We start from the raw sequence: 18,189 nt of genomic DNA on the forward strand, positions 1-18,189 counted from the left end.
GGGCGCGGCGGCGCGGAATCGTGTGGGCATGACATCACCGTAGCGGGCGTGATCATGGGCTGGGGAGGTCAGGGGCGGGTTCTCGCCAGCACGCGGGCGGGTCCGGCGGCAGTCTCGGGCCGCGCCTCCTGGGGCGGGCCCCGCGGCCGGCCACCGGTGGCGGCCCTCACGGCGCGGGGCGGGGGCGCCGGGGTCAGTCCTCCGCCCCCGCCCCGCCCCCGGCGCGGGCTGGGGCCCCGCGGTCAGTCGGCGGTCGCGTCCGCGCCGCGGCGGCGAGCGATGACCGCGCAGACCATCAGCTGCATCTGGTGGAAGAGCATCAGCGGCAGGACCGCCAGGGACGCCTGCGCACCGAAGAGGACGCCGGCCATCGGCAGCCCGGCGGCGAGGCTCTTCTTGGAGCCGGCGAACTGGATCGCGATCCGGTCCTCCCGCCCGAAGCCCAGCCGTGCGGAGCCGTACCACGTCAGGGCCAGCACGGCTGCGAGCAGCACGGCCTCGACGCCGAGCAGCGCGGCGAGCCGCCCGGGCGTGGCCTCGTGCCACACCCCGCGCACCATGCCCTCGCTGAAGGCGGTGTAGACGACGAGGAGGATCGCGCCGCGGTCCACGTACGAGAGGGTCTTGCGGTGCCGGCCGACGAGGCCCGCGATCCACCGGCGCGCCGCCTGGCCGGCCAGGAACGGCACGAGGAGCTGCGCCACGATCCGCAGCAGCGCGTCGGCGGAGAGGCCGCCCGCCGTGCCGCCCAGGAGGAGCGCCGCGAGCAGCGGGGTGAGGGCGATGCCGGCCAGGCTGGAGAAGGAACCGGCGCAGATCGCGGCGGGGACGTTGCCGCGGGCGAGCGACGTGAACGCGATCGAGGACTGGACCGTCGACGGCACGAGGGTGAGGAACAGCAGCCCGGAGGCCAGCTGCGGGGTGAGGAGCAGCGGGCCGAGGCCCTTCGCCGCGGCGAGTCCGAGCACGGGGAACACCACGAAGGTGCAGGCGAGGATGGTGAGGTGCAGTCGCCAGTGGCGCAGGCCTTCCAGCGCCTCGCGGGTGGAGAGGCGGGCTCCGTAGAGGAAGAACAGCAGGGCGATGGCGGCGGTGGATGCCCCGCCGACGGCCTCCGCCGCCGTGCCCGACGCGGGCAGCAGGGCGGCGAGCCCGACGGTGGCGAGCAGCGCCAGGACGAAGGGGTCGACGGGCAGGCCGTTCAGCCGCCGGAGGCTGCCGAGGTTCGTCGGCAGGCGTCGCCGGGCCGGCCTGGGGCCTTCCGGGCCGGAGGGCGGCGGAGGGTCCTGGTGGCTCTTGTGCGTGGGCTGCATGGGCGGGGTGCTTCCGGTCGGGTCGCGCTGGGTCCATCTTGCCCGGTGGGGCGGCGGAGACCGGACGCGGGCCCGCTCGCCCGGATGCGGGCCCGCTCGCCCGCCCCGCGGCCCGCAGCCCGCAGCCCGCCGCCTCTGACCCCTGACCCGCCTCGCCCCGCGGCCCGCAGCCTCTGACCCCTGACCCGCCGCGCCCACCCCCGACCCGACCCGCGACCCCGCCCCGCCACGCCACGCCTCGCCCCACGGCCGCAAGGCGCCTCGCTCCGCCCCGACCCCAAACCCGTGACCGGCCCCGCCCCGCCACCCGCAACCCCTGACCCAAACCGCCCCGCCACCCGCAACCAACACCGCCTCGCCCCGCGAGCCCTTGCCCTTCTCCGGGCGGCCGGACGGGCGGGCGCGTGCCCGGCGCCGCTCTCGCCGCGCCGACCGGTTCGCCGTGTGGCCGGATCGTCGCTGTGCGTGCGTGGTACGGATTCCGTGGAGATTCCGGCCGGCCCGCTCTTTACCCGCGGCTCAGTAGCCGGGGCCCGGAACCGCCGTGACCATGGGGTTGCCGCTCTGACCTGTGGTGATGTGGGGATTCCGAGGGCTCCACCGACCTTCCGGCGGAACTCTGCGTGGGGTACCGTCACTCTCCGCTGTGCTGAGCGCCACAAGGAGCAGGCCCGTGCGCGAGTTGACAGTCCCCCCTCTGCTGACGGAACCGCTGGTCGGCGGACTGGCCGACGCGGTGTTCGACCACGCCGCGAGCGATCCGGACCGCGTCGCCCTCGGGCGCAAGGACGCGACCGGGCGGTGGACGGACGTCACCTCCGCGCAGTTCCGCGACGAGGTGCTGGCCCTGGCGAAGGGGCTGCTGGCGCACGGGGTGCGGTTCGGTGACCGGGTCGCGGTGATGTCCCGCACGCGCTACGAATGGACGCTGTTCGACTTCGCGCTGTGGACCGTCGGGGCGCAGCCCGTCCCCGTGTACCCGACGTCGTCCGCGGAGCAGGTCCGGTGGATGCTGCACGACGCCGCCGTCACCGCCTGCGTGGTGGAGCACGAGGACCACGCGATGACCGTCGGCTCGGTGGTGGACCGGCTGCCGCAGCTCAAGCAGTTGTGGCAGTTGGACGCCGGGGCCGTCGACCGGCTGGTCGCGGACGGGGCGCGGATCGACGACGAGGTGGTGCAGCGCCACCGGCGGGCGGTGACGCCCGACTCGGTCGCCACGGTCATCTACACATCGGGCACCACGGGCCGCCCCAAGGGCTGCGTGCTGACCCACGCCAACTTCATGTTCGAGGCGGACACCCTCGTGGGCCGCTGGGACCCGGTCTTCCGTTCGCTGTCCGGCCGTGAGGCCTCCACGCTGCTGTTCCTGCCGCTGGCGCACGTCTTCGGGCGCATGGTGGAGATCGCGGCGGTGCGGGGCCGGGTGAAGCTGGGCCACCAGCCGGCGCTCACGGCGGAGGTGCTGCTGCCGGACCTGGCGGCGTTCCGGCCGACGTTCGTGCTGGCCGTGCCGTACGTCTTCGAGAAGGTGTTCCGGGCGGCGCGGCGGGCGGCGGAGGCCGAGGGGCGGCTCGGCATGTTCGACCGGGCCGTGGAGGTGGCCGTGCGGTACGCGGAGGCGCTGGAGCAGCGCGCGTTCGGGCTGGGGCCGGGCCCTTCGGCGGCGCTGCGGGTGCAGCACCAGTTCTTCGAGCGGGCGGTGTACGGCAGGGTGCGGGACGCGTTCGGGGGGCGGGTGCGGCACGCGATGTCGGGCGGGTCCGCGATGGAGCGGCGGATGGGGCTGTTCTTCGCGGGTGCGGGTGTGACGGTGTTCGAGGGGTACGGGCTGACGGAGTCGGCGTCGGCGGCCACGGCGAACCCGCCGGAGCGGACGCGGTACGGCACGGTGGGCAGGCCGGTGCCGGGCACGTCGGTGCGGATCGCGGAGGACGGGGAGGTGTGGGTGCGGGGGCGGAACGTCTTCTCCGGCTACCTCAACGCGCCGGAGGCCACCGCCGCGGTCCTGCGGGACGGGTGGCTGGCGACGGGTGACGTGGGGCGCCTCGACGCCGACGGCTATCTGACGATCACCGGGCGGAAGAAGGAGATCCTGGTGACCACGAGCGGCAAGAGCGTGGCGCCGCTGGCCCTGGAGGAGCGGGTGAGGTCGCATCCGCTGGTCGCGCAGTGCGTCGTGGTCGGCAACGACCGGCCATATATCGCGGCGCTGGTCACGCTCGACCGGGAGGCCGTGGAGCACTGGCTGGCGATGCAGGGGCGGGCGTCGATCCCGTCGGCGCGGCTGGTGCGGGACCCGGCGTTGGAGAAGGAGATCCGCAGGGCGGTGATCGCCGCCAACACGCTGGTGTCGAAGGCCGAGTCGATCCGTACGTTCCGGATACTGGCCCATCCGTTCAGCGAGGAGCACGGGCTGCTGACGCCGTCGCTGAAGCTGAAGCGCCGGGCGATCGAGGCGGCGTACGCGGACGAGGTGGACGCGCTGTACCGCTGAGGCGGCGCGCGCCGCGGCCGCCTTCCCGTGTGCCGGGTGCACCGGGGGGCGGCCGCCGCGCGGATCGGTGCTACCGGTTGCCGGGGGTGCCTCCGGGCCCGTGGGTGGGGCGGCCGCCGCCGCGGGTCAGGGTGTAGCCCCAGACACCGGCCAGCGCTGCGAGGGCGGCGCCGCCTGCGGTCCACAGCCAGCGGGCGGACCACCAGCCGAAAGACCAGCCGTCTTCCGGTTCCACCGTCGCCGCGGACCCCTGCACGAGGGGGGCCGCGAGCCGGCCGTCCGTGTCGGCTGCGGAGCCCGCCTCGTCGAGGGACACGTCCAGGGCCGCGCGGAACGGCAGGCCGATGTCGGAGGCGCCGAGGTCCACCGCGGTCAGCCGCACGTGGTACGCACCGGGCAGCGGGTCGTTCGACCAGGGTTCGGCCCAGCCCCGCACGGTCCGCAGGTGGCAGGTGAGCTGCACGGTGGAGGCCGCTGCGGCGAGGGTCGCGCGGTCGCTGCCGTAGCGGCAGGCCTGGCGGCGGCGCAGCCCGTCGTACACATCGATCCGCCAGGTGGTGGCGGCGGCGCGGGCGGAGGTGTCGGGCAGTTCGACGGTGGCCCGGACGGTGGCGCGGTCGCCGGTGTCGGCGGGGAACTGCCAGTACAGGTAGTCGCCGGTCGACGCCTGGGCGGTGGCCTGCTGCCCGGGGCGTACGGCGGTGGCCGTGCGGAACGACGTGCCGGCCTCGGTGGGCGCGGGCGGTTCGCCGTCGGAGCCTGCGGAGGCGGTCGGCGCGGGCGTGTCGGCCAGCGCCGTGCCGGGGCGGCGGCGGGGCCGAGGAACGCGGCGGCGAGCAGGGCGGACGCCGTGAGCAGTCGGAGTCGGGCGGGTCGCATCAGTTGGTCCTCCAGACGGTGACGCGCCAGCGGGACACCCAGCCCCACAGCAGTCCGGCGACGAAGCCGGCGGCGGCGAGGAGGGCGAGGAACCACCAGCCGCGGCCCAGGCCGAAGAAGGCGGTGTCGTCGGCGTCGGCGGGGGCGTCGACCACGGCGATGCTCAGTTCGACGGGCATGCCGGGGGTCGTCTTGACGTTCGCGGGCGCCGAGAAGGAGTTGCTGACGCGCAGGCAGACCGTCTCGGCGGCGGGCTTGCCGTCGCCGCCGGCTCCGTCCGTGCCGGGTCCGTCGTCTTCGGGTTTCGGGTGGCGCAGGCCGGTCGAGACGACGTCGGTGCGGCCGTCCCCGGCCGCCTCACCCCGTACGAGTTCGCGGCCGGCGAGGGTGGAGGCGCGCAGCATGACCCCGTAGTCGCGGTTCACGGCGCGGTCGGCGGCGACGCTGACCGCGGCGCGCAGCTCCTGCCCGGGCAGCAGTTCCACGCGGTACCAGCGGTGCTGGCCGAACTCCTCGCGGTCGCTGTACAGGCCGGGGGTGAGGACCGGGGCGGCGTCGCACCGGTCGGTGCCGCGGGTGGCGACGGGCTTGACGGTGGGCTTGGCGGCGCGGTCCACCAACTGGCTGACGCGTTCGGACAGTTCGTCGGTGTGCTGGACGGACGTGTAGGTGCCGCCGGTCGCCTCGGCGATGCAGATCAGCTGGGCGCGCGTCTTGGCGTCGGGGACCAGGCCGAGCGTGTCGATGGTGAGGTGGATGCCCTTCGCGGCGATCTCCCGGGCGACCTCGCACGGGTCGAGCGGGGCGCAGGTGTCCTCGCCGTCCGTGATGAGGACGATCCTGCGGGTGGCGTCGCCGCCTTCGAGGTCCTCGGCCGCGCCGAGGAGGGCGGGGCCGATGGGCGTCCAGCCGGTGGGGGTGAGGGTGGCGACGGCGGTCTTCGCCTCGGTGCGGTCGAGCGGGCCGACCGGGTAGAGCTGCCGGGTGTCCTTGCAGCCGCGCTTGCGGTCCTCGCCCGGGTAGTCGGCGCCGAGGGTGCGTATGCCGAGCCTGACCTCCTGCGGGACGGCGTCCAGTACCTCGTTGAACGCCTGCTTGGCGGCGGCCATCCGGGACTGCCCGTCGATGTCGCGGGTCCGCATGGATCCGCTGACGTCCAGGACCAGTTCGACCTTGGGTGCTTCCTTCGCGGCGGGCTCCGACGCGCCGTCGTCGGCCCAGGCGGGCGCCGCGGAGAGCCCGCCCGTCAGGCCCGTCAGTGTGACCAGCAGGCCGCACACGGCGGCCACCAGTCGCTTTCGTGTGATCATCGCCGGATCATATTGACCGCGCTCGCCCCGCCCCAACTCGCCTCCGGGGCGGGTGGTGCGCCGCGAGGCGGCCGGGCAGCCGGTGCATGCCGGAGGCGGGAAGCGCCGGGTACACGACCGCCTCGGACGGCAACTCCCGCTCGTACAGGAGCCGTAGGACGACATGGGCCGCGAGGCGCGCCTGACGGGCCGTCAACGTCCGCACGTCCTGGTCCGGATCGCCCGGGAGCCGTACGGCGGCGGGGGCCCGGGCGGGACAGCTCGGCGGACTGCCGGACCCCCGGCCCCCCACCGAGGGCAGCCGGGACGGCCGCAGGGGGCGGCCGTCCTCCTGTCAGGCGGCGCGCCGGGCCGTGTGGACGGTGCGGGCGGTGAGCAGGTGGATGTCGGGGCGGTGGTACAGGGACGCCGGGTCGTCCGGGTCCGTGAGGCGGGCCAGGGCCGCCTGGTCGTCCTCGGACAGCCGGTCGTCCAGGGACTCGTTGCGGCGGGTGAACTCCGTGACGACGTGGTCCCGTACGGCCTGCGGGACGGGGGCCGGGATGTCGAGGAGGAACGAGCGCGTGCCACTGGGGGCGAGGCCGGCGGCGGTGAGCAGCGCCCGCCAGTCCTCGGCGGCCTGCCGGCTGCCGGGGAGCGCGGCCCGCATGTCCGCGAACCACTCGGCGGCCGCCGCGTCCAGGCGGGCCTCCAGGTCGGGGCGGCCGAAGCCGATGTCCCGGGGCAGGCGGCGGGTCGGGAGGCCGCCTTCCACCAGGGCGAGCAGCCCGCCGGGCCGCAGCAGCCCCGCCAGGCCGGACAGGGCGGCCGCCTGGTCGCCGAGGTGGTGCAGGGACTCCCCGGCCCAGATCAGGTCGGCCTCGCCCAGCCGGTGCAGGTCTGCGGGCAGGTCGGCGAGCAGGGTCGTCACGCCCCGGGTGCGGGCGCGCTCCAGGAGTTCGGGGGTCGCGTCGACGGCGACGACCTCGGCGTACGGGAAGGCCTCGGCGAGCAGGGCGGACACGACGCCGGGGCCGCTGCCGACGTCGAGGACGCGGCGGACCGCGCCCGCCGGCAGCAGGTCGGCGAGCCAGGCGAGGGCCTGCCGGTACATCGGGGTGCGGAGCTGCGCGCCGCCCTCCAGCAGGGGGAGGAGGGCCGTCCAGTCCATGTGGGCGGTGTGGTCGTGCGTGTGGGGGCGGGTCGCCTCGGTGTGCGTCATGGGGACAGGGTGCTGGCCGCCGTGCGTCCGGGCGAGTCAGCGTGCCGTTCCGGCACGGACGGGTTGCGGCGGGCCCCGGTCCGGTAGGCGTGGGGGCTGACGCCCCGCTCCCGTTTGAAGGCGGCGCTGAACGCGAAGGCGCCGCCGTAGCCGACCCGCCGGGCGACGGCCTCGACGGTGGCGTCGGTCTCCCGCAGCAGGTCGGCGGCGACGGTGAGCCGCCAGCCCGTCAGGTACGCCATCGGGGGCTCGCCGACCAGTTCGGTGAAGCGGCGTGCGAGGCCGGCGCGTGAGACGCCCGCCCTCGCGGCGAGCGAGGCGACGGTCCAGGGGTGGGCGGGGTCGTCGTGCAGCAGCCGCAGGGCGGTGCCGACGACCGGGTCGCCCAGGGCACGGTACCAAGCGGGGGCGGCCGCCTCGGGGCGGGCGAGCCAGGCCCGCACGGAGGCGATGAGCAGCAGGTCGAGGGTGCGGTCGAGGACGACGCTCTGGCCGGGTTCGTCGCGGCTGATCTCGTCCTCGAGGACGGGCGTGAGGGGGCAGTTCCAGGAGCCGGCGGGGAGGTGCAGAAGCGGCGGCAGGGCGTCGAGGAGCCGCCGGCCGACCTCGCTCTCCAGCCGGTAGGTGCCGACGAGGAGGGTGTCGGGGCCGCCGGGGGCGTTGCCCCAGGTCCGCACGCCGAGCCGCATGCTCTCCTCCAGCGGCTCCCCGTGCAGGGTGCGGCACGCCCCGCCGGGTTCCACGACGGCCTGCGGCGGGGTGTCGGGGGCTCCTGCGACGGTGTAGGGGTGCGGTCCCCGGACGACCGCCAGGTCGCCCGGTCCCAGCCGCACGGGGCCGTCGGCGCCGGGATGGCCGGGGGCGATCCACGCCTCGCCGCCCGTGACGCACAGCAGGCACAGGGGGGCGCGGTCCTCGATCCGCACCGACCACGGCGGCGCCATCACCATCCGCAGCAGGAAGGCCCCGCGGGCCCGCGGTCCGTCGAGCAGTCCGGCCAGTGCGTCCATGCCGTCAGCGTAGACGCACGCACAGGGAAGTGAGCCTCTGGCGCATGGAGCGTCCAGGCGCGGACGGCGAAGCTCGTGTCCATGGACGAGAACACGAGCAGGAAGACGGGTACCGGCATGGGCGGCACGGCGGCGGGCACGACCGGGGGCGCGGGGGCGCCGCTGACGGTGCTGGTGACGGCGGCGACCGGGAAGACGGGCCGCCGGGTGGCGGGGCTGCTGGACGGGCGGGGCGTGCAGGTGCGCAGGGGCTCCCGGAGCGGGGGCACGCGCTTCGACTGGGAGGACCCGGCGACGTGGGGTCCCGCGCTGCGGGGCGCGGACGCGGCGTACGTCGCCTACTACCCCGACCTGGCGGCGCCGGGCGCGGTGGAGGCGCTGCGGGAGTTCGGTCGGCTGGCGGCGTGGGAGGGCGTGCGGCGGCTGGTGCTGCTGTCGGGGCGCGCGGAGCCGGAGGCCGCGCGGGCGGAGCAGGCGCTGCGGGACGCGGTCGCGCCGGGCGGGGAGCTCGCCGTGGTGCGTGCGGCGTTCTTCACGCAGAACTTCACCGAGGGGCTGATGGCGGAGGGGGTGGCGGCGGGGCGGATCGAGTTCCCCGCGGGTGGCATGCCTGAGCCGTTCGTCGACGCCGGCGACGTGGCGGAGGTGGCGGTGGCGGCGCTGCTGGAGGACGCGCACGCGGGCCGGGTGCACGAGGTGACGGGGCCGCGGCTGCTGACGTTCGCGCAGGCGGCGGCGGAGCTGGCGGCGGCCGCGGGCCGCGAGGTGGCGTACGTGCCGGTGTCGGCTGAGGAGTACGCGGAGGGGATGCGGGCGTACGGGCTGACGGCGGAGGAGGCCGACTGGCTGGCGGGCCTGTTCGCCGGGCTGCTGGACGGGCGGAACGCGTCGGTGGCGGACGGGGTGCGGCGGGTGCTGGGCCGTGAGCCGCGGGACTTCGCGGAGGGAGTGAAGGAGGCGTTCACGCCCGTGGCGTGAGCGCGCGCGCCTGAGCGGGGCCCCGGGTGCCCGAGCGGCCGGCCTGAGCGCCCCGGGCCTGGATGACCCCGGGCCCCCGGGCCGGTTGAGGTGAGCCGGGTGAGCCGGGTGAGCCGGGGACGTGCTGCGACCGGTCAGCCCGGAGCGCCACGCCCGGGCTGGACCCGACCGGGTACGGCTTGCGGGGCGGAAGGCCGGGGCGTGGGCGGGTGCGGCTTGCGGGGCGGCAGTGCGCGGCGCGCCCGACCGGGTGGGGCCTGCCGCGGTGTCAGTGCGCGGCGCGCCCGGGCCCGGTGCGGCCTGCGGGGGTGTCAGGCGGCGCCGTGGGTGGCCGCGATGGCGTCCACCCGGGACGCGAGTTCGAAGTCGCGGTCCGTGACGGCGCCGCCCGCGTCATGGCTGTGCACCGACAGGGCGACCGTGTTGTAGCCGAGGGTGAGGTCGGAGTGGTGGTTCAGCTCGTCCTGGATGCGGGCGACGTGCACCACCATGGCGGTGGCCGCGAAGTGGGTGGAGAGGCGGTACGTACGGGTGATGCGGTCGTCCGCGAGGGACCAGCCCGGCAGTTCGCGCAGCCGGTCCTCGATCTCCTTCTGAGACAGCGGTTCCGTGGGCATGTCCCTGCTCCCTTCCGTTCGGTCCCGTCCGACCTTACGGTCCCGGGGCCGGTGCCCCTGGTCAACACGGCGGACTGGGCTACCGTCTGCCGTATGACAACGGTTGCGGCGAGCACGGGAGTAGGGCCGCTGCTGCGGCAGTGGCGGGAGCAGCGGCGGCTGAGCCAGCTGGAGCTGGCCCTGCGCGCCGGTTCGTCGGCGCGGCACATCTCGTTCGTCGAGACCGGGCGGTCCCGGCCGAGTCAGGAGATGGTGCTGCGCCTCGCCGAGCAGCTCGACGTACCGGTGCGGGAGCGCAACGCCCTTCTGCTGGCGGCCGGTTACGCGCCGCTGTACGGCGAGTCACCGTTGGACGCCCCGGAGCTGGGGCCGCTGCGGGAGGGCATGGAGCGGCTGCTCACGGGCTACGAGCCGTATCCGGCGCTCGTGGTCGACGGCTCGTACACGGTGCTCGGGGCGAACCGGGGCATCACGATGCTGCTGGGGGGCCTGCCGGAACACCTGCTGGCGCCGCCGCTCAACGCGATGCGTGTCACCCTGCACCCGGAGGGGCTGGCCCCCCGGATCCGGAACCTGCGGCAGTGGCGGGGCCATCTGCTGGCGCAGATGGAGCGGCAGCTGGCGCTGGTGAGGTCGGAGCCGCTGCGCGCGCTGTACGAGGAGGTCGCGGCGTACCCGCTGCCCGAGCCGGTGGCGGGGGGTCCCGAGGCGGATACCGACGCACCGTATCCGTACTTCGCGCTTCCGCTGCGCATCGAGCACGACGGGCGGCTGCTGTCGTTCGTGTCGTCGGTCTCGACGTTCAACACCCCGCTGGACGTGACGGTCGCCGAGCTGGCGATCGAGACGCTGCTGCCGGCGGACCCGGAGACGGCCGCGTACCTCCGGTCACTCGGGTCGCTCCAGGGGGCGTGAGTCCCGAGGCGGTTGTCCGGCGCCCGCCGTCCCACGGCCGGAATCGCGACGGTCCGGCGCTACGGCGGCACGGCGTGCCCGGGGGCCGCGGCCGCGTTTGAGTGGTGCCGCCGCCGTCTCCTTGCCGGTGCGGCGGCCCCGCGGCCCGGCACGCCCGATCAGCGCCGGTCGGCGCGCAGGGCGGACCACTGGAGCGCGGCGAACGCCGCGACGGTGACGGCCTGGGCCGGGATCCAGACGGTGCCCGCGGTGGTGGGCTCCAGCCAGGCCGCGAGCGCGACGACGCTGAGGACGGCCCAGAGGGCGTTGGCGTCGACGATCACCTTCACGGCCGTGGCGGACGGCAGGGGCCGGGACGCGGCGAGGCCGACGGCCGTGCCGTACAGGACGAGGAAGACGCCGAGGCCCAGCAGGAGCGTGGCGTCGACGCCGAGCAGCCGGCTCAGGGGGCCGGAGGCCACCGCGTAGGCGAGCCCGTTCGCCCCCGTGACGACGGCGTCCAGCGCCAGGAAACGGCGCAGCATGGTCCGCGGCTCGGTGGTGCGGGCGAGTCCGGCGAGCAGGGCGTGGGACATGGCGGATCAGCCTCCTGCGAGGTCGTACGGGCTGGTGGACCCGGCCGCCGGGGCGCTCTTCCCCCTCGGGTGGCGGCCCGGCGTCCGGTACGGACACCTTGCCGGGCGGCCGGGGGGCGGGTCGATTACCGCGGAGGTAATGGACGGTGAGAGGGGGAACGGGCGTCGGCTGTCGTGCCCGGGCCGGTGTGGGCCGTGTCCGGGCGGGCGTTGTGCCGGGCGGGCAGGGGCCACCGCCGGGGACCGCCGCTCGGGTGGGCGGGGCCGGCGCCGAGGGCGGGTGCCGGGGCCGGTCGGCGTGGGGGCGGAGGGCCTCCGCCGCGGGCAGCCTCGGGGCGCCGCGCGGGTGGTGGCGGGTGACCCGTTCGGTGGGGCGCGGGGGCGTGGCGGCGGGGCGTGTGAAGCTGGGCTGTTGGACCGGTTAAGAAAACCTCGATGGACGGCGGGCGCCCCACTCGGCAGATTGGTCGCATTCACCACTCCCCTTCCCCTGTCTCCCGCATGGAGTCGCCGCGATGAAGGCCCTTGTCAAGCAGAACGCCGAGCCCGGTCTGTGGCTCATGGACGTCCCGGAGCCCGAGTACGGCGCCGGCGAGGTGCTGATCAAGGTGTTGCGTACCGGCATCTGCGGCACCGACCTGCACATCCGGTCCTGGGACGGCTGGGCGCAGCAGACCGTGACGACGCCGCTGGTGCTGGGCCACGAGTTCGTCGGCGAGGTCGCGGCCGTCGGCGCCGACGTGCAGGACGTGGCGGTCGGCGACCTGGTGAGCGGCGAAGGGCACCTGGTGTGCGGCAGGTGCCGCAACTGCCTGGCCGGGCGGCGCCACCTGTGCCGCGCCACCGTCGGATTGGGCGTGGGCCGGGACGGGGCGTTCGCGGAGTACGTGGTGCTGCCCGCGTCGAACGTGTGGGTGCACCGCACGCAGGTGGACCTCGACATCGCGGCGATCTTCGACCCGTTCGGCAACGCCGTGCACACGGCGCTGTCGTTCCCCCTCGTCGGCGAGGACGTGCTGATCACCGGCGCCGGTCCGATCGGCATCATGGCGGCGGCCGTCGCGAAGCACGCGGGCGCCCGGAACGTCGTGATCACCGATGTGAGCGAGCCGCGCCTGGAGCTCGCGCGCAAGGTCGGCGCGACCCTGGCGGTGAACGTCGCCCGGAGCAGCATCGGGGACGCGCAGCGGCAGCTCGGTCTGCGTGAGGGCTTCGACATCGGCCTGGAGATGTCGGGCCGCCCCGAGGCGATGCGGGACATGGTGGCGAACATGACCCACGGCGGCCGTATCGCCATGCTGGGGCTGCCGGCCGACGAGTTCCCCGTCGACTGGGCCAAGATCGTGACGTCGATGATCACGATCAAGGGCATCTACGGCCGGGAGATGTTCGAGACGTGGTACGCGATGACGGTGCTGCTGGAGGGCGGGCTCGACCTCAGCCCCGTGGTCACCGGGAAGTACGCGTACAAGGACTTCGACGCCGCGTTCGACGAGGCGGCCACCGCCCGCAGCGGCAAGATCATTCTCGACTGGACCGTCTGACCGACCCACCCCGCCCGTCCTGCTAGGAGCAGCTTCCATGTTCGCGTCCGTCCGTGACGAACTCCGCGCCGCCCTCGACGAGATCCGCGACGCGGGCCTCTACAAGCCCGAGCGGGTCATCGGCACCCCGCAGTCCGCGTCCGTCGCCGTCACCGCGGGCGGTGCGCCCGGGGAGGTGCTGAACTTCTGCGCCAACAACTACCTGGGGCTCGCCGACCATCCGGAGGTGGTGGCCGCGGCCAAGGAAGCCCTGGACCGGTGGGGCTACGGCATGGCGTCGGTGCGGTTCATCTGCGGCACCCAGGACGTGCACAAGGAGCTGGAGCAGCGGCTGTCGGCGTTCCTCGGCCAGGAGGACACGATCCTCTACTCCTCCTGCTTCGACGCGAACGGCGGTGTCTTCGAGACGCTGCTCGGCCCCGAGGACGCGGTGATCTCCGACGCCCTGAACCACGCGTCGATCATCGACGGCATCCGTCTTTCGAAGGCGGCCCGCTACCGCTACGCGAACCGCGACCTGGGCGAGCTGGAAGCCCGGCTGGTGGAGGCGGCGGGGGCGCGGCGCAAGCTGATCGTCACCGACGGCGTGTTCTCCATGGACGGGTACGTCGCCCCGCTGAGGGAGATCTGCGACCTCGCCGACCGCTACGGGGCGATGGTGATGGTCGACGATTCGCACGCCGTCGGCTTCGTCGGGGCGGGCGGCCGCGGCACCCCCGAGCTGCACGGGGTGATGGACCGGGTGGACATCATCACCGGCACGCTGGGCAAGGCGCTGGGCGGGGCGTCCGGCGGCTACGTCGCCGCGCGGGCGGAGATCGTGGAGCTGCTGCGGCAGCGGTCGCGCCCGTACCTGTTCTCGAACTCGCTCGCCCCGGTGATCGCCGCCGCCTCGCTGAAGGTCCTCGACCTGCTGGAGTCGGCGGGCGACCTGCGGGAGAAGCTGGACGCGAACACGAAGCTGTTCCGCACGCGGATGGCCGAGGAGGGCTTCGAGATCCTCCCCGGGGAGCACCCGATCGCCCCGGTGATGATCGGGGACGCGGCGGAGGCCGCCCGGATGGCGGAGCTGCTGCTGGAGCGCGGCGTGTACGTGATCGGGTTCTCGTACCCGGTGGTGCCGATGGGGCAGGCCCGTATCCGGGTGCAGCTCTCCGCGGCCCACTCCGCGCAGGACGTCGAGCGGGCGGTGCGGGCGTTCGCGGACGCGCGTGCCGCGATGAGCGCCTGAGTCGTCCCGGCCGGCGCACCGGGAGCGTCTGAGTCGTCCCGACCCGCGTGCCGGGTTCTGTCCCCGGGCCTGGTCCTGGTCCTGGCCCCGCTACGGCTCTGCCCTCGCCCTCGGTTGCGGGCCCGGCCTCGGTCTGGGGGCTGCCCCTGACCTCGGTGGGGCGGCTGCCCCCGGCCTCGGTGGGGCGGCTGCCCCCGGCCTCGATGGGGCGGCTGCCCCGGCCTCGGTCAGAGGGCTGCCCCCGGCCACTGCTGTGGGGCTGGCCCCGGTTCCGGATGCGGGGCTGGGCCCGGTTGCCGATGCGGGGCTGGCCTGGTTCCTGAGCTGGGGTCTGGTCTGGTCCTGGTTCCCGATGCGGGGCTGGGCCCGGTGGTGAGCTGCGGGGCTGGGCCTGGTCAGTGAGCTGGGGCTGGTTCTGGTTTCGGTTCCTGGCGTGCGTCGGCGCCCGCTCCTGCCCTGTCCTGGCCCCGGCGACGGGTCCCGAGTCGCCCCTGCCCCGCTCCCGGGCGGGCTCCGACACCCGGCCGCGGTCGGCCCGCTGCCGGTCGGCCCGTACGCCGGCTTCACGGCCGGTCGGGCCGGGCCGGTCGGCGTCTGCGGGCGTCCCGGTGACCTGGGCCGCCGGGTGACAATGGCAGGGTGATCGACCCCCGCCGGCTGCGCATCCTGCGGGCCGCGGCGGACCACCGTACGGTGACCGCCGCCGCCGCAGCGCTGTATCTCACGCCGTCCGCCGTCTCCCAGCAGCTCGCTGCCCTGGAGCAGGAGACCGGGCACACGCTGCTGACCCGCAGCGGCCGGGGCGTCCGGCTGACACCGGCGGGGGAGATCCTGCTGGAGCACGCCAACGAGGTGCTCGCCCAGCTCGAACGGGCCGAGGCGGAGCTCGCCGCGTACGCCGACGGCACGGCGGGTGAGGTGCGGGTCGCGGCGTTCGCGACCGGCATCGCGGAGGTGCTGGCCCCGGCCATCGCGCGGCTCGCGCGGCGCCACCCCGGCATCCGCCCGCGGGTGCGGGACGCGGAGGGCGACGCCTCGCTGCCGATGGTGCTGGACGGCGAGGCGGACCTGGCCCTCGCCGTGGAGTACCGGGGCGCGCCCCGCGAGGACGATCCGCGGCTGGCCCGTGTGCCGCTGTACGCGGAGCCGTTCGACGCGGTGCTGCACGCGGGCCATCCGCTGGCTCAGGCCCCTGAGGTGGCGCTCGCGTCGCTCGCCGACAGCGACTGGATCGGCCAGTCCACCGGCAACCCGTGCCACGACATGGTGCTGCTCGCCTGCGAGCTCGCGGGCTTCGCGCCCCGGCTGGTGCACGTGTCGGACGACTTCCGGGCCGTGGCCGCGCTGGCGGGCGCGGGTGCCGGGGTGGCGCTCGTGCCGCGCTCGGCGCTGCGCGGCATCGAGCTCAAGGACGTCGTGGTCCGCCCGGTGGCGGGGCCGGCCGCGTTCCGGCGGGTGTTCGCGGCGGTCCGGCGGGGCGGCGAGGGCCATCCGCTGATCCGGCCGGTGCTGGACGCGCTGGCGGAGTCGGCCGCGGGCCTCTCCCAGCCGGACACCGCCTGAGCGGGGCGCGGCAGGCTCCGCGCCGGCCGGGCGGGCGGGGACGCGACGGGCGGTGGGCGGCGCGTGCGCGCGGCAGGCCGGCGCGGAGCGGGCGGCGGGTCACGAGTCGGTGCGGCGGGGCCCGGTGGGGCCGTCGTGGGCGGGCGCGGCCGGGGGTGCGGTCGCGGGGGCGGCCGGTGCGGCCGGTGCCTGCTGGTCGCCGCGGGGCTGCTGCGCGTCGGGGGCGCTGCCCCGGGTGGCTTCCGCCCGTACCAGGGCGGCCAGGGCGGCGAACGGGTCGATGGGCATGGTGGCTCCTCGGACGGTGCGCTGGTGGGGGACTGCGGGTGCCGGGCTGCCGGTCAGCAGCGGATCACCACGCAGCGCACGGTGCGGAGCGTCGGGTGCGGGCGGCCGGGGGCCGCGGGGTGCGTCCGGGCGCGGGACGGGGACGGGCGGGCGCGGCGCTTGGGCCCGGAGGCCGGGCAGGCGGCGCGGGCGCGGTCCCGGGACCTGGCCGACGCGGCGGGCTCGTTCTCCGCGGGCTCCTGTGCGGCCCCCTCCCCTGCCGGTTCGGGGATCGCGGGCGCTGAGGCGGGCAGGGGCTCCGCCTCGGGGGACAGGGCCGCGGCGCCCGGGGCCAGGCCCAGGAGCGCGGCGAGGGCCAGGAGCGCCACCAGCATGCCCAGCCGCCGGGCGCGGTGCCCGATGCGCGCGGCGGCGGGGATGCTGGGGATCATGGGCGCGGACCTCCTGGACAACGGTCCTGTGCCCCGCCCGGCTGTGCCGTCGGCGGCCGGGGGGCGAGATCCGCCCGCTCGGCGTAGCGCGTTACGCCGGGCGCGGGCGTGCCGCGCTGCCGCTACGTGCCGTCGGCCAGCACGAAGGGCACGTGCCCGCCGCGCGGCACGCCGTTCACCTGGAGCCGTACGAGGTGGACGCCCGGGTGGTAGCGGCGGGTGGTGATCGGCCGGAAGGAGTGGCGGCGGGTGGCCGTCCAGCGCTCGCCGGGGGCGAGGGTCCTGGTGGTCAGCTTGAACACCTTGGGCGTGCGGGTGCCGTTGGCCTTGACGTGGTGGATGACGTAGTCGACGACGACGGAGGCGGGCCGCTCGCCGGTGTTGGCGACGGTGTAGTCGAAGACGAGGTGGTCGCCGACCCGGAGTTCGGTCGTGTGCAGGAGCGGGCCGGTGACGTCGACGGGGGCGTCGGGGGCGTGGCCGAGGAGGGTGAGCGCGGCCGGGTCGCCCGCTTTGACGAGGGTCCGCAGCCCGTGCCGGACCAGGCGCTCGGTGTCGCCGCCGGTGGCGGCGGTCAGCCAGCGGCCCGCGGTGGCCACGGCCTCGGCGGGGTGGTCGCGGCTGATGTCGTTGAGGTGGTTGGCGACGGACCGGCGCACGTAGGCGGACGGGTCGCGGTGCAGCGCGTCGAGCAGGGGCAGTGCGGGTGCCGGGTCGGCGATGAGCTCGGGGAGGCGCGGCGCCCAGGGGAGCCTGGGGCGGGTGCCTTCGCTGACGAGCCGTCTGACGTGGGCGTCGCCGTCCTCGGTCCAGGGCGTCATGACGCTCAGCGCCCGGTGGAGGTCGGCGCGCAGGAACGGGCGCACGGCTGTCTCGGCGGTGAGCCGCGGGGTGAGTGCGCCCAGCAGGCGCAGTGCGGGTTCGAAGGCGTCGGGGGCGGCGAGGCCGTGGACGGCGACGGCCTCGTTCACCGGGTAGGTCATCCACCCGGTGAAGTCCGGGTCCTCCAGGGCGGTGCGCAGGACCCGTTCGGCGTCCGGCCAGCGGTCCGGGAGGTCGCTGAGGACGGCGTCGCGGACGGCGGCGGTACGGGAGCTGAAGCTCAGGCCGCGGAGGGAGGCGCCGCACCGGCTGACGGCCTGCGCGGGCCGACCGCCCAGCGCACGGCCGAGGCGGTCGGCGAGGGCGTCGACGGTGTCGGCACCGAGCAGTTCTTCGGCCAGGGGCACGGCGTCTCCTCGGGGTGGCGGGGCGGCGGTCAGCCGCGGTCGGCGGAGTGCAGCACCTCGGCGTGCCGCATCTCGTGAACGGTACCGATGCGGCCGAAGAAGCCGGCGGCGGCCGGGTCTCCGGGCATCTCCTCGGCAGCCCGGGCGGCCGCGTCGGGTGAGGCCCACAGGAGCAGGTCGGCCAGGCTGCCGTCGTCGAAGCGGACCAGGTGGGCGCCGAGGAAGTCGGCGCCGTACCGCTCCCTGAGCCGGTCGATCAGCGCGTCCCGCTGGGCGGTCAGCCCGGCGACGTCGTCGGTGTCGAAGCGTACGTACTCGATGGTGGCGCTCATGGCGGCGTTCCTTCGGGAGAGCAGCATGCTCACGGTTTCGGCATGCCGAATCCGTGATCGATTGAGTGAGCGCAACCTATCACGGGTTCGCGCACCGCAAGCCGTGAGTGGGCTAGATTGGGAGGCATGACGATCAAGAGCCTGCGCACGATGCCGTGGATCGGCGATGACCCGGTGCTCGACCTGGCCAACACGGTCGTCCGGGAGGCCGGCCCCGGGCGGAAGGACGTCGACTTCTTCGCCGACCCGGACCTCGCCGAGCAATGGCGGGCCCGC

16 protein-coding genes and 1 pseudogene are annotated in these 18,189 nt (G+C 75.5%); 6 read left to right on the forward strand and 11 right to left on the reverse strand.

Going from position 1 to position 18,189, the window contains the following annotated elements:
- Positions 1-242: 242 nt before the first annotated feature.
- On the reverse strand, positions 243-1,313 hold the full coding sequence (locus L6E17_RS15355) for a bile acid:sodium symporter family protein (protein ID WP_236241319.1): 1,071 nt from the start codon (positions 1,311-1,313) through the stop codon (positions 243-245).
- Positions 1,314-1,986: 673 nt separating this feature from the next.
- Here L6E17_RS15355 and L6E17_RS15360 point away from each other — a divergent pair.
- Positions 1,987-3,810: a long-chain fatty acid--CoA ligase gene (locus L6E17_RS15360; protein ID WP_236241320.1), complete on the forward strand. Its 1,824-nt coding sequence runs from the start codon at positions 1,987-1,989 to the stop codon at positions 3,808-3,810.
- 70 nt (positions 3,811-3,880) lie between these two features.
- On the opposite strand, the pseudogene L6E17_RS15365 reads toward L6E17_RS15360, so the two are convergent.
- The 4 genes and pseudogenes from L6E17_RS15365 to L6E17_RS15380 form a co-directional block, all read right to left on the reverse strand.
- A pseudogene (locus tag L6E17_RS15365) lies at positions 3,881-4,689 on the reverse strand (hypothetical protein).
- Positions 4,689-5,999 (reverse strand): VWA domain-containing protein, encoded by a 1,311-nt coding sequence (locus L6E17_RS15370; protein ID WP_236241321.1) that lies wholly within the window; start codon positions 5,997-5,999, stop codon positions 4,689-4,691. Before L6E17_RS15370 ends, L6E17_RS15365 begins: the two are co-directional and overlap by 1 nt.
- Before the next feature lie 334 nt (positions 6,000-6,333).
- Positions 6,334-7,200, reverse strand: a complete 867-nt coding sequence (locus L6E17_RS15375; protein ID WP_236241322.1) for a class I SAM-dependent methyltransferase — start codon at positions 7,198-7,200, stop codon at positions 6,334-6,336.
- On the reverse strand, positions 7,197-8,210 hold the full coding sequence (locus L6E17_RS15380) for an AraC family transcriptional regulator (protein WP_236241323.1): 1,014 nt from the start codon (positions 8,208-8,210) through the stop codon (positions 7,197-7,199). Before L6E17_RS15380 ends, L6E17_RS15375 begins: the two co-directional genes overlap by 4 nt.
- A gap of 81 nt (positions 8,211-8,291) precedes the next feature.
- On the opposite strand from L6E17_RS15380, the gene L6E17_RS15385 reads away from it, so the two are divergent.
- Positions 8,292-9,188: an NmrA family transcriptional regulator gene (locus L6E17_RS15385; protein ID WP_236241324.1), complete on the forward strand. Its 897-nt coding sequence runs from the start codon at positions 8,292-8,294 to the stop codon at positions 9,186-9,188.
- Positions 9,189-9,499: 311 nt separating this feature from the next.
- Here L6E17_RS15385 and L6E17_RS15390 read toward each other — a convergent pair whose 3' ends face one another.
- Positions 9,500-9,805, reverse strand: coding sequence for a 4a-hydroxytetrahydrobiopterin dehydratase (locus tag L6E17_RS15390; protein ID WP_236241325.1), 306 nt, complete (start codon positions 9,803-9,805; stop codon positions 9,500-9,502).
- Between the two features lie 93 nt (positions 9,806-9,898).
- Here L6E17_RS15390 and L6E17_RS15395 point away from each other — a divergent pair, with 93 nt between their 5' ends.
- On the forward strand, positions 9,899-10,720 hold the full coding sequence (locus L6E17_RS15395; RefSeq protein ID WP_236241326.1) for a helix-turn-helix domain-containing protein: 822 nt from the start codon (positions 9,899-9,901) through the stop codon (positions 10,718-10,720).
- Positions 10,721-10,878: 158 nt separating this feature from the next.
- Here the strand turns inward: L6E17_RS15395 and L6E17_RS15400 are convergent, their stop codons facing one another.
- On the reverse strand, positions 10,879-11,295 hold the full coding sequence (locus tag L6E17_RS15400) for a hypothetical protein (RefSeq protein ID WP_236241327.1): 417 nt from the start codon (positions 11,293-11,295) through the stop codon (positions 10,879-10,881).
- Positions 11,296-11,810: 515 nt separating this feature from the next.
- Here L6E17_RS15400 and tdh point away from each other — a divergent pair.
- From tdh to L6E17_RS15415, 3 genes are all read left to right on the forward strand, one after another.
- Positions 11,811-12,839, forward strand: coding sequence for an L-threonine 3-dehydrogenase (tdh, locus tag L6E17_RS15405; protein ID WP_236241328.1), 1,029 nt, complete (start codon positions 11,811-11,813; stop codon positions 12,837-12,839).
- A 37-nt stretch (positions 12,840-12,876) separates the two neighbouring features.
- Entirely contained in the window at positions 12,877-14,070 is a 1,194-nt protein-coding gene (locus L6E17_RS15410) for a glycine C-acetyltransferase (RefSeq protein WP_236241329.1), read from the forward strand.
- Between the two features lie 639 nt (positions 14,071-14,709).
- Entirely contained in the window at positions 14,710-15,633 is a 924-nt protein-coding gene (locus L6E17_RS15415; protein WP_236241330.1) for a LysR family transcriptional regulator, read from the forward strand.
- 99 nt (positions 15,634-15,732) lie between these two features.
- Here L6E17_RS15415 and L6E17_RS15420 read toward each other — a convergent pair whose 3' ends face one another.
- The 4 genes from L6E17_RS15420 to L6E17_RS15435 all read right to left on the reverse strand — a co-directional run bounded on the left by L6E17_RS15420 (position 15,733) and on the right by L6E17_RS15435 (position 17,913).
- Positions 15,733-15,921 carry a hypothetical protein gene (locus tag L6E17_RS15420; protein ID WP_236241331.1) on the reverse strand — a complete coding sequence of 63 codons (189 nt, stop codon included), beginning with the start codon at positions 15,919-15,921 and terminating at the stop codon, positions 15,733-15,735.
- 53 nt (positions 15,922-15,974) lie between these two features.
- Positions 15,975-16,352, reverse strand: a complete 378-nt coding sequence (locus L6E17_RS15425) for a hypothetical protein (protein ID WP_236241332.1) — start codon at positions 16,350-16,352, stop codon at positions 15,975-15,977.
- A gap of 122 nt (positions 16,353-16,474) precedes the next feature.
- Entirely contained in the window at positions 16,475-17,581 is a 1,107-nt protein-coding gene (locus tag L6E17_RS15430; protein WP_236241333.1) for a DNA alkylation repair protein, read from the reverse strand.
- Between the two features lie 29 nt (positions 17,582-17,610).
- Complete coding sequence (locus L6E17_RS15435; RefSeq protein ID WP_236241334.1) at positions 17,611-17,913, reverse strand: hypothetical protein; 303 nt, start codon at positions 17,911-17,913, stop codon at positions 17,611-17,613.
- Positions 17,914-18,189: the final 276 nt, after the last annotated feature.

It is taken from the genome of Streptomyces sp. CC228A (assembly GCF_021390935.1).
Taxonomy (GTDB): Bacteria; Actinomycetota; Actinomycetes; order Streptomycetales; family Streptomycetaceae; genus Streptomyces.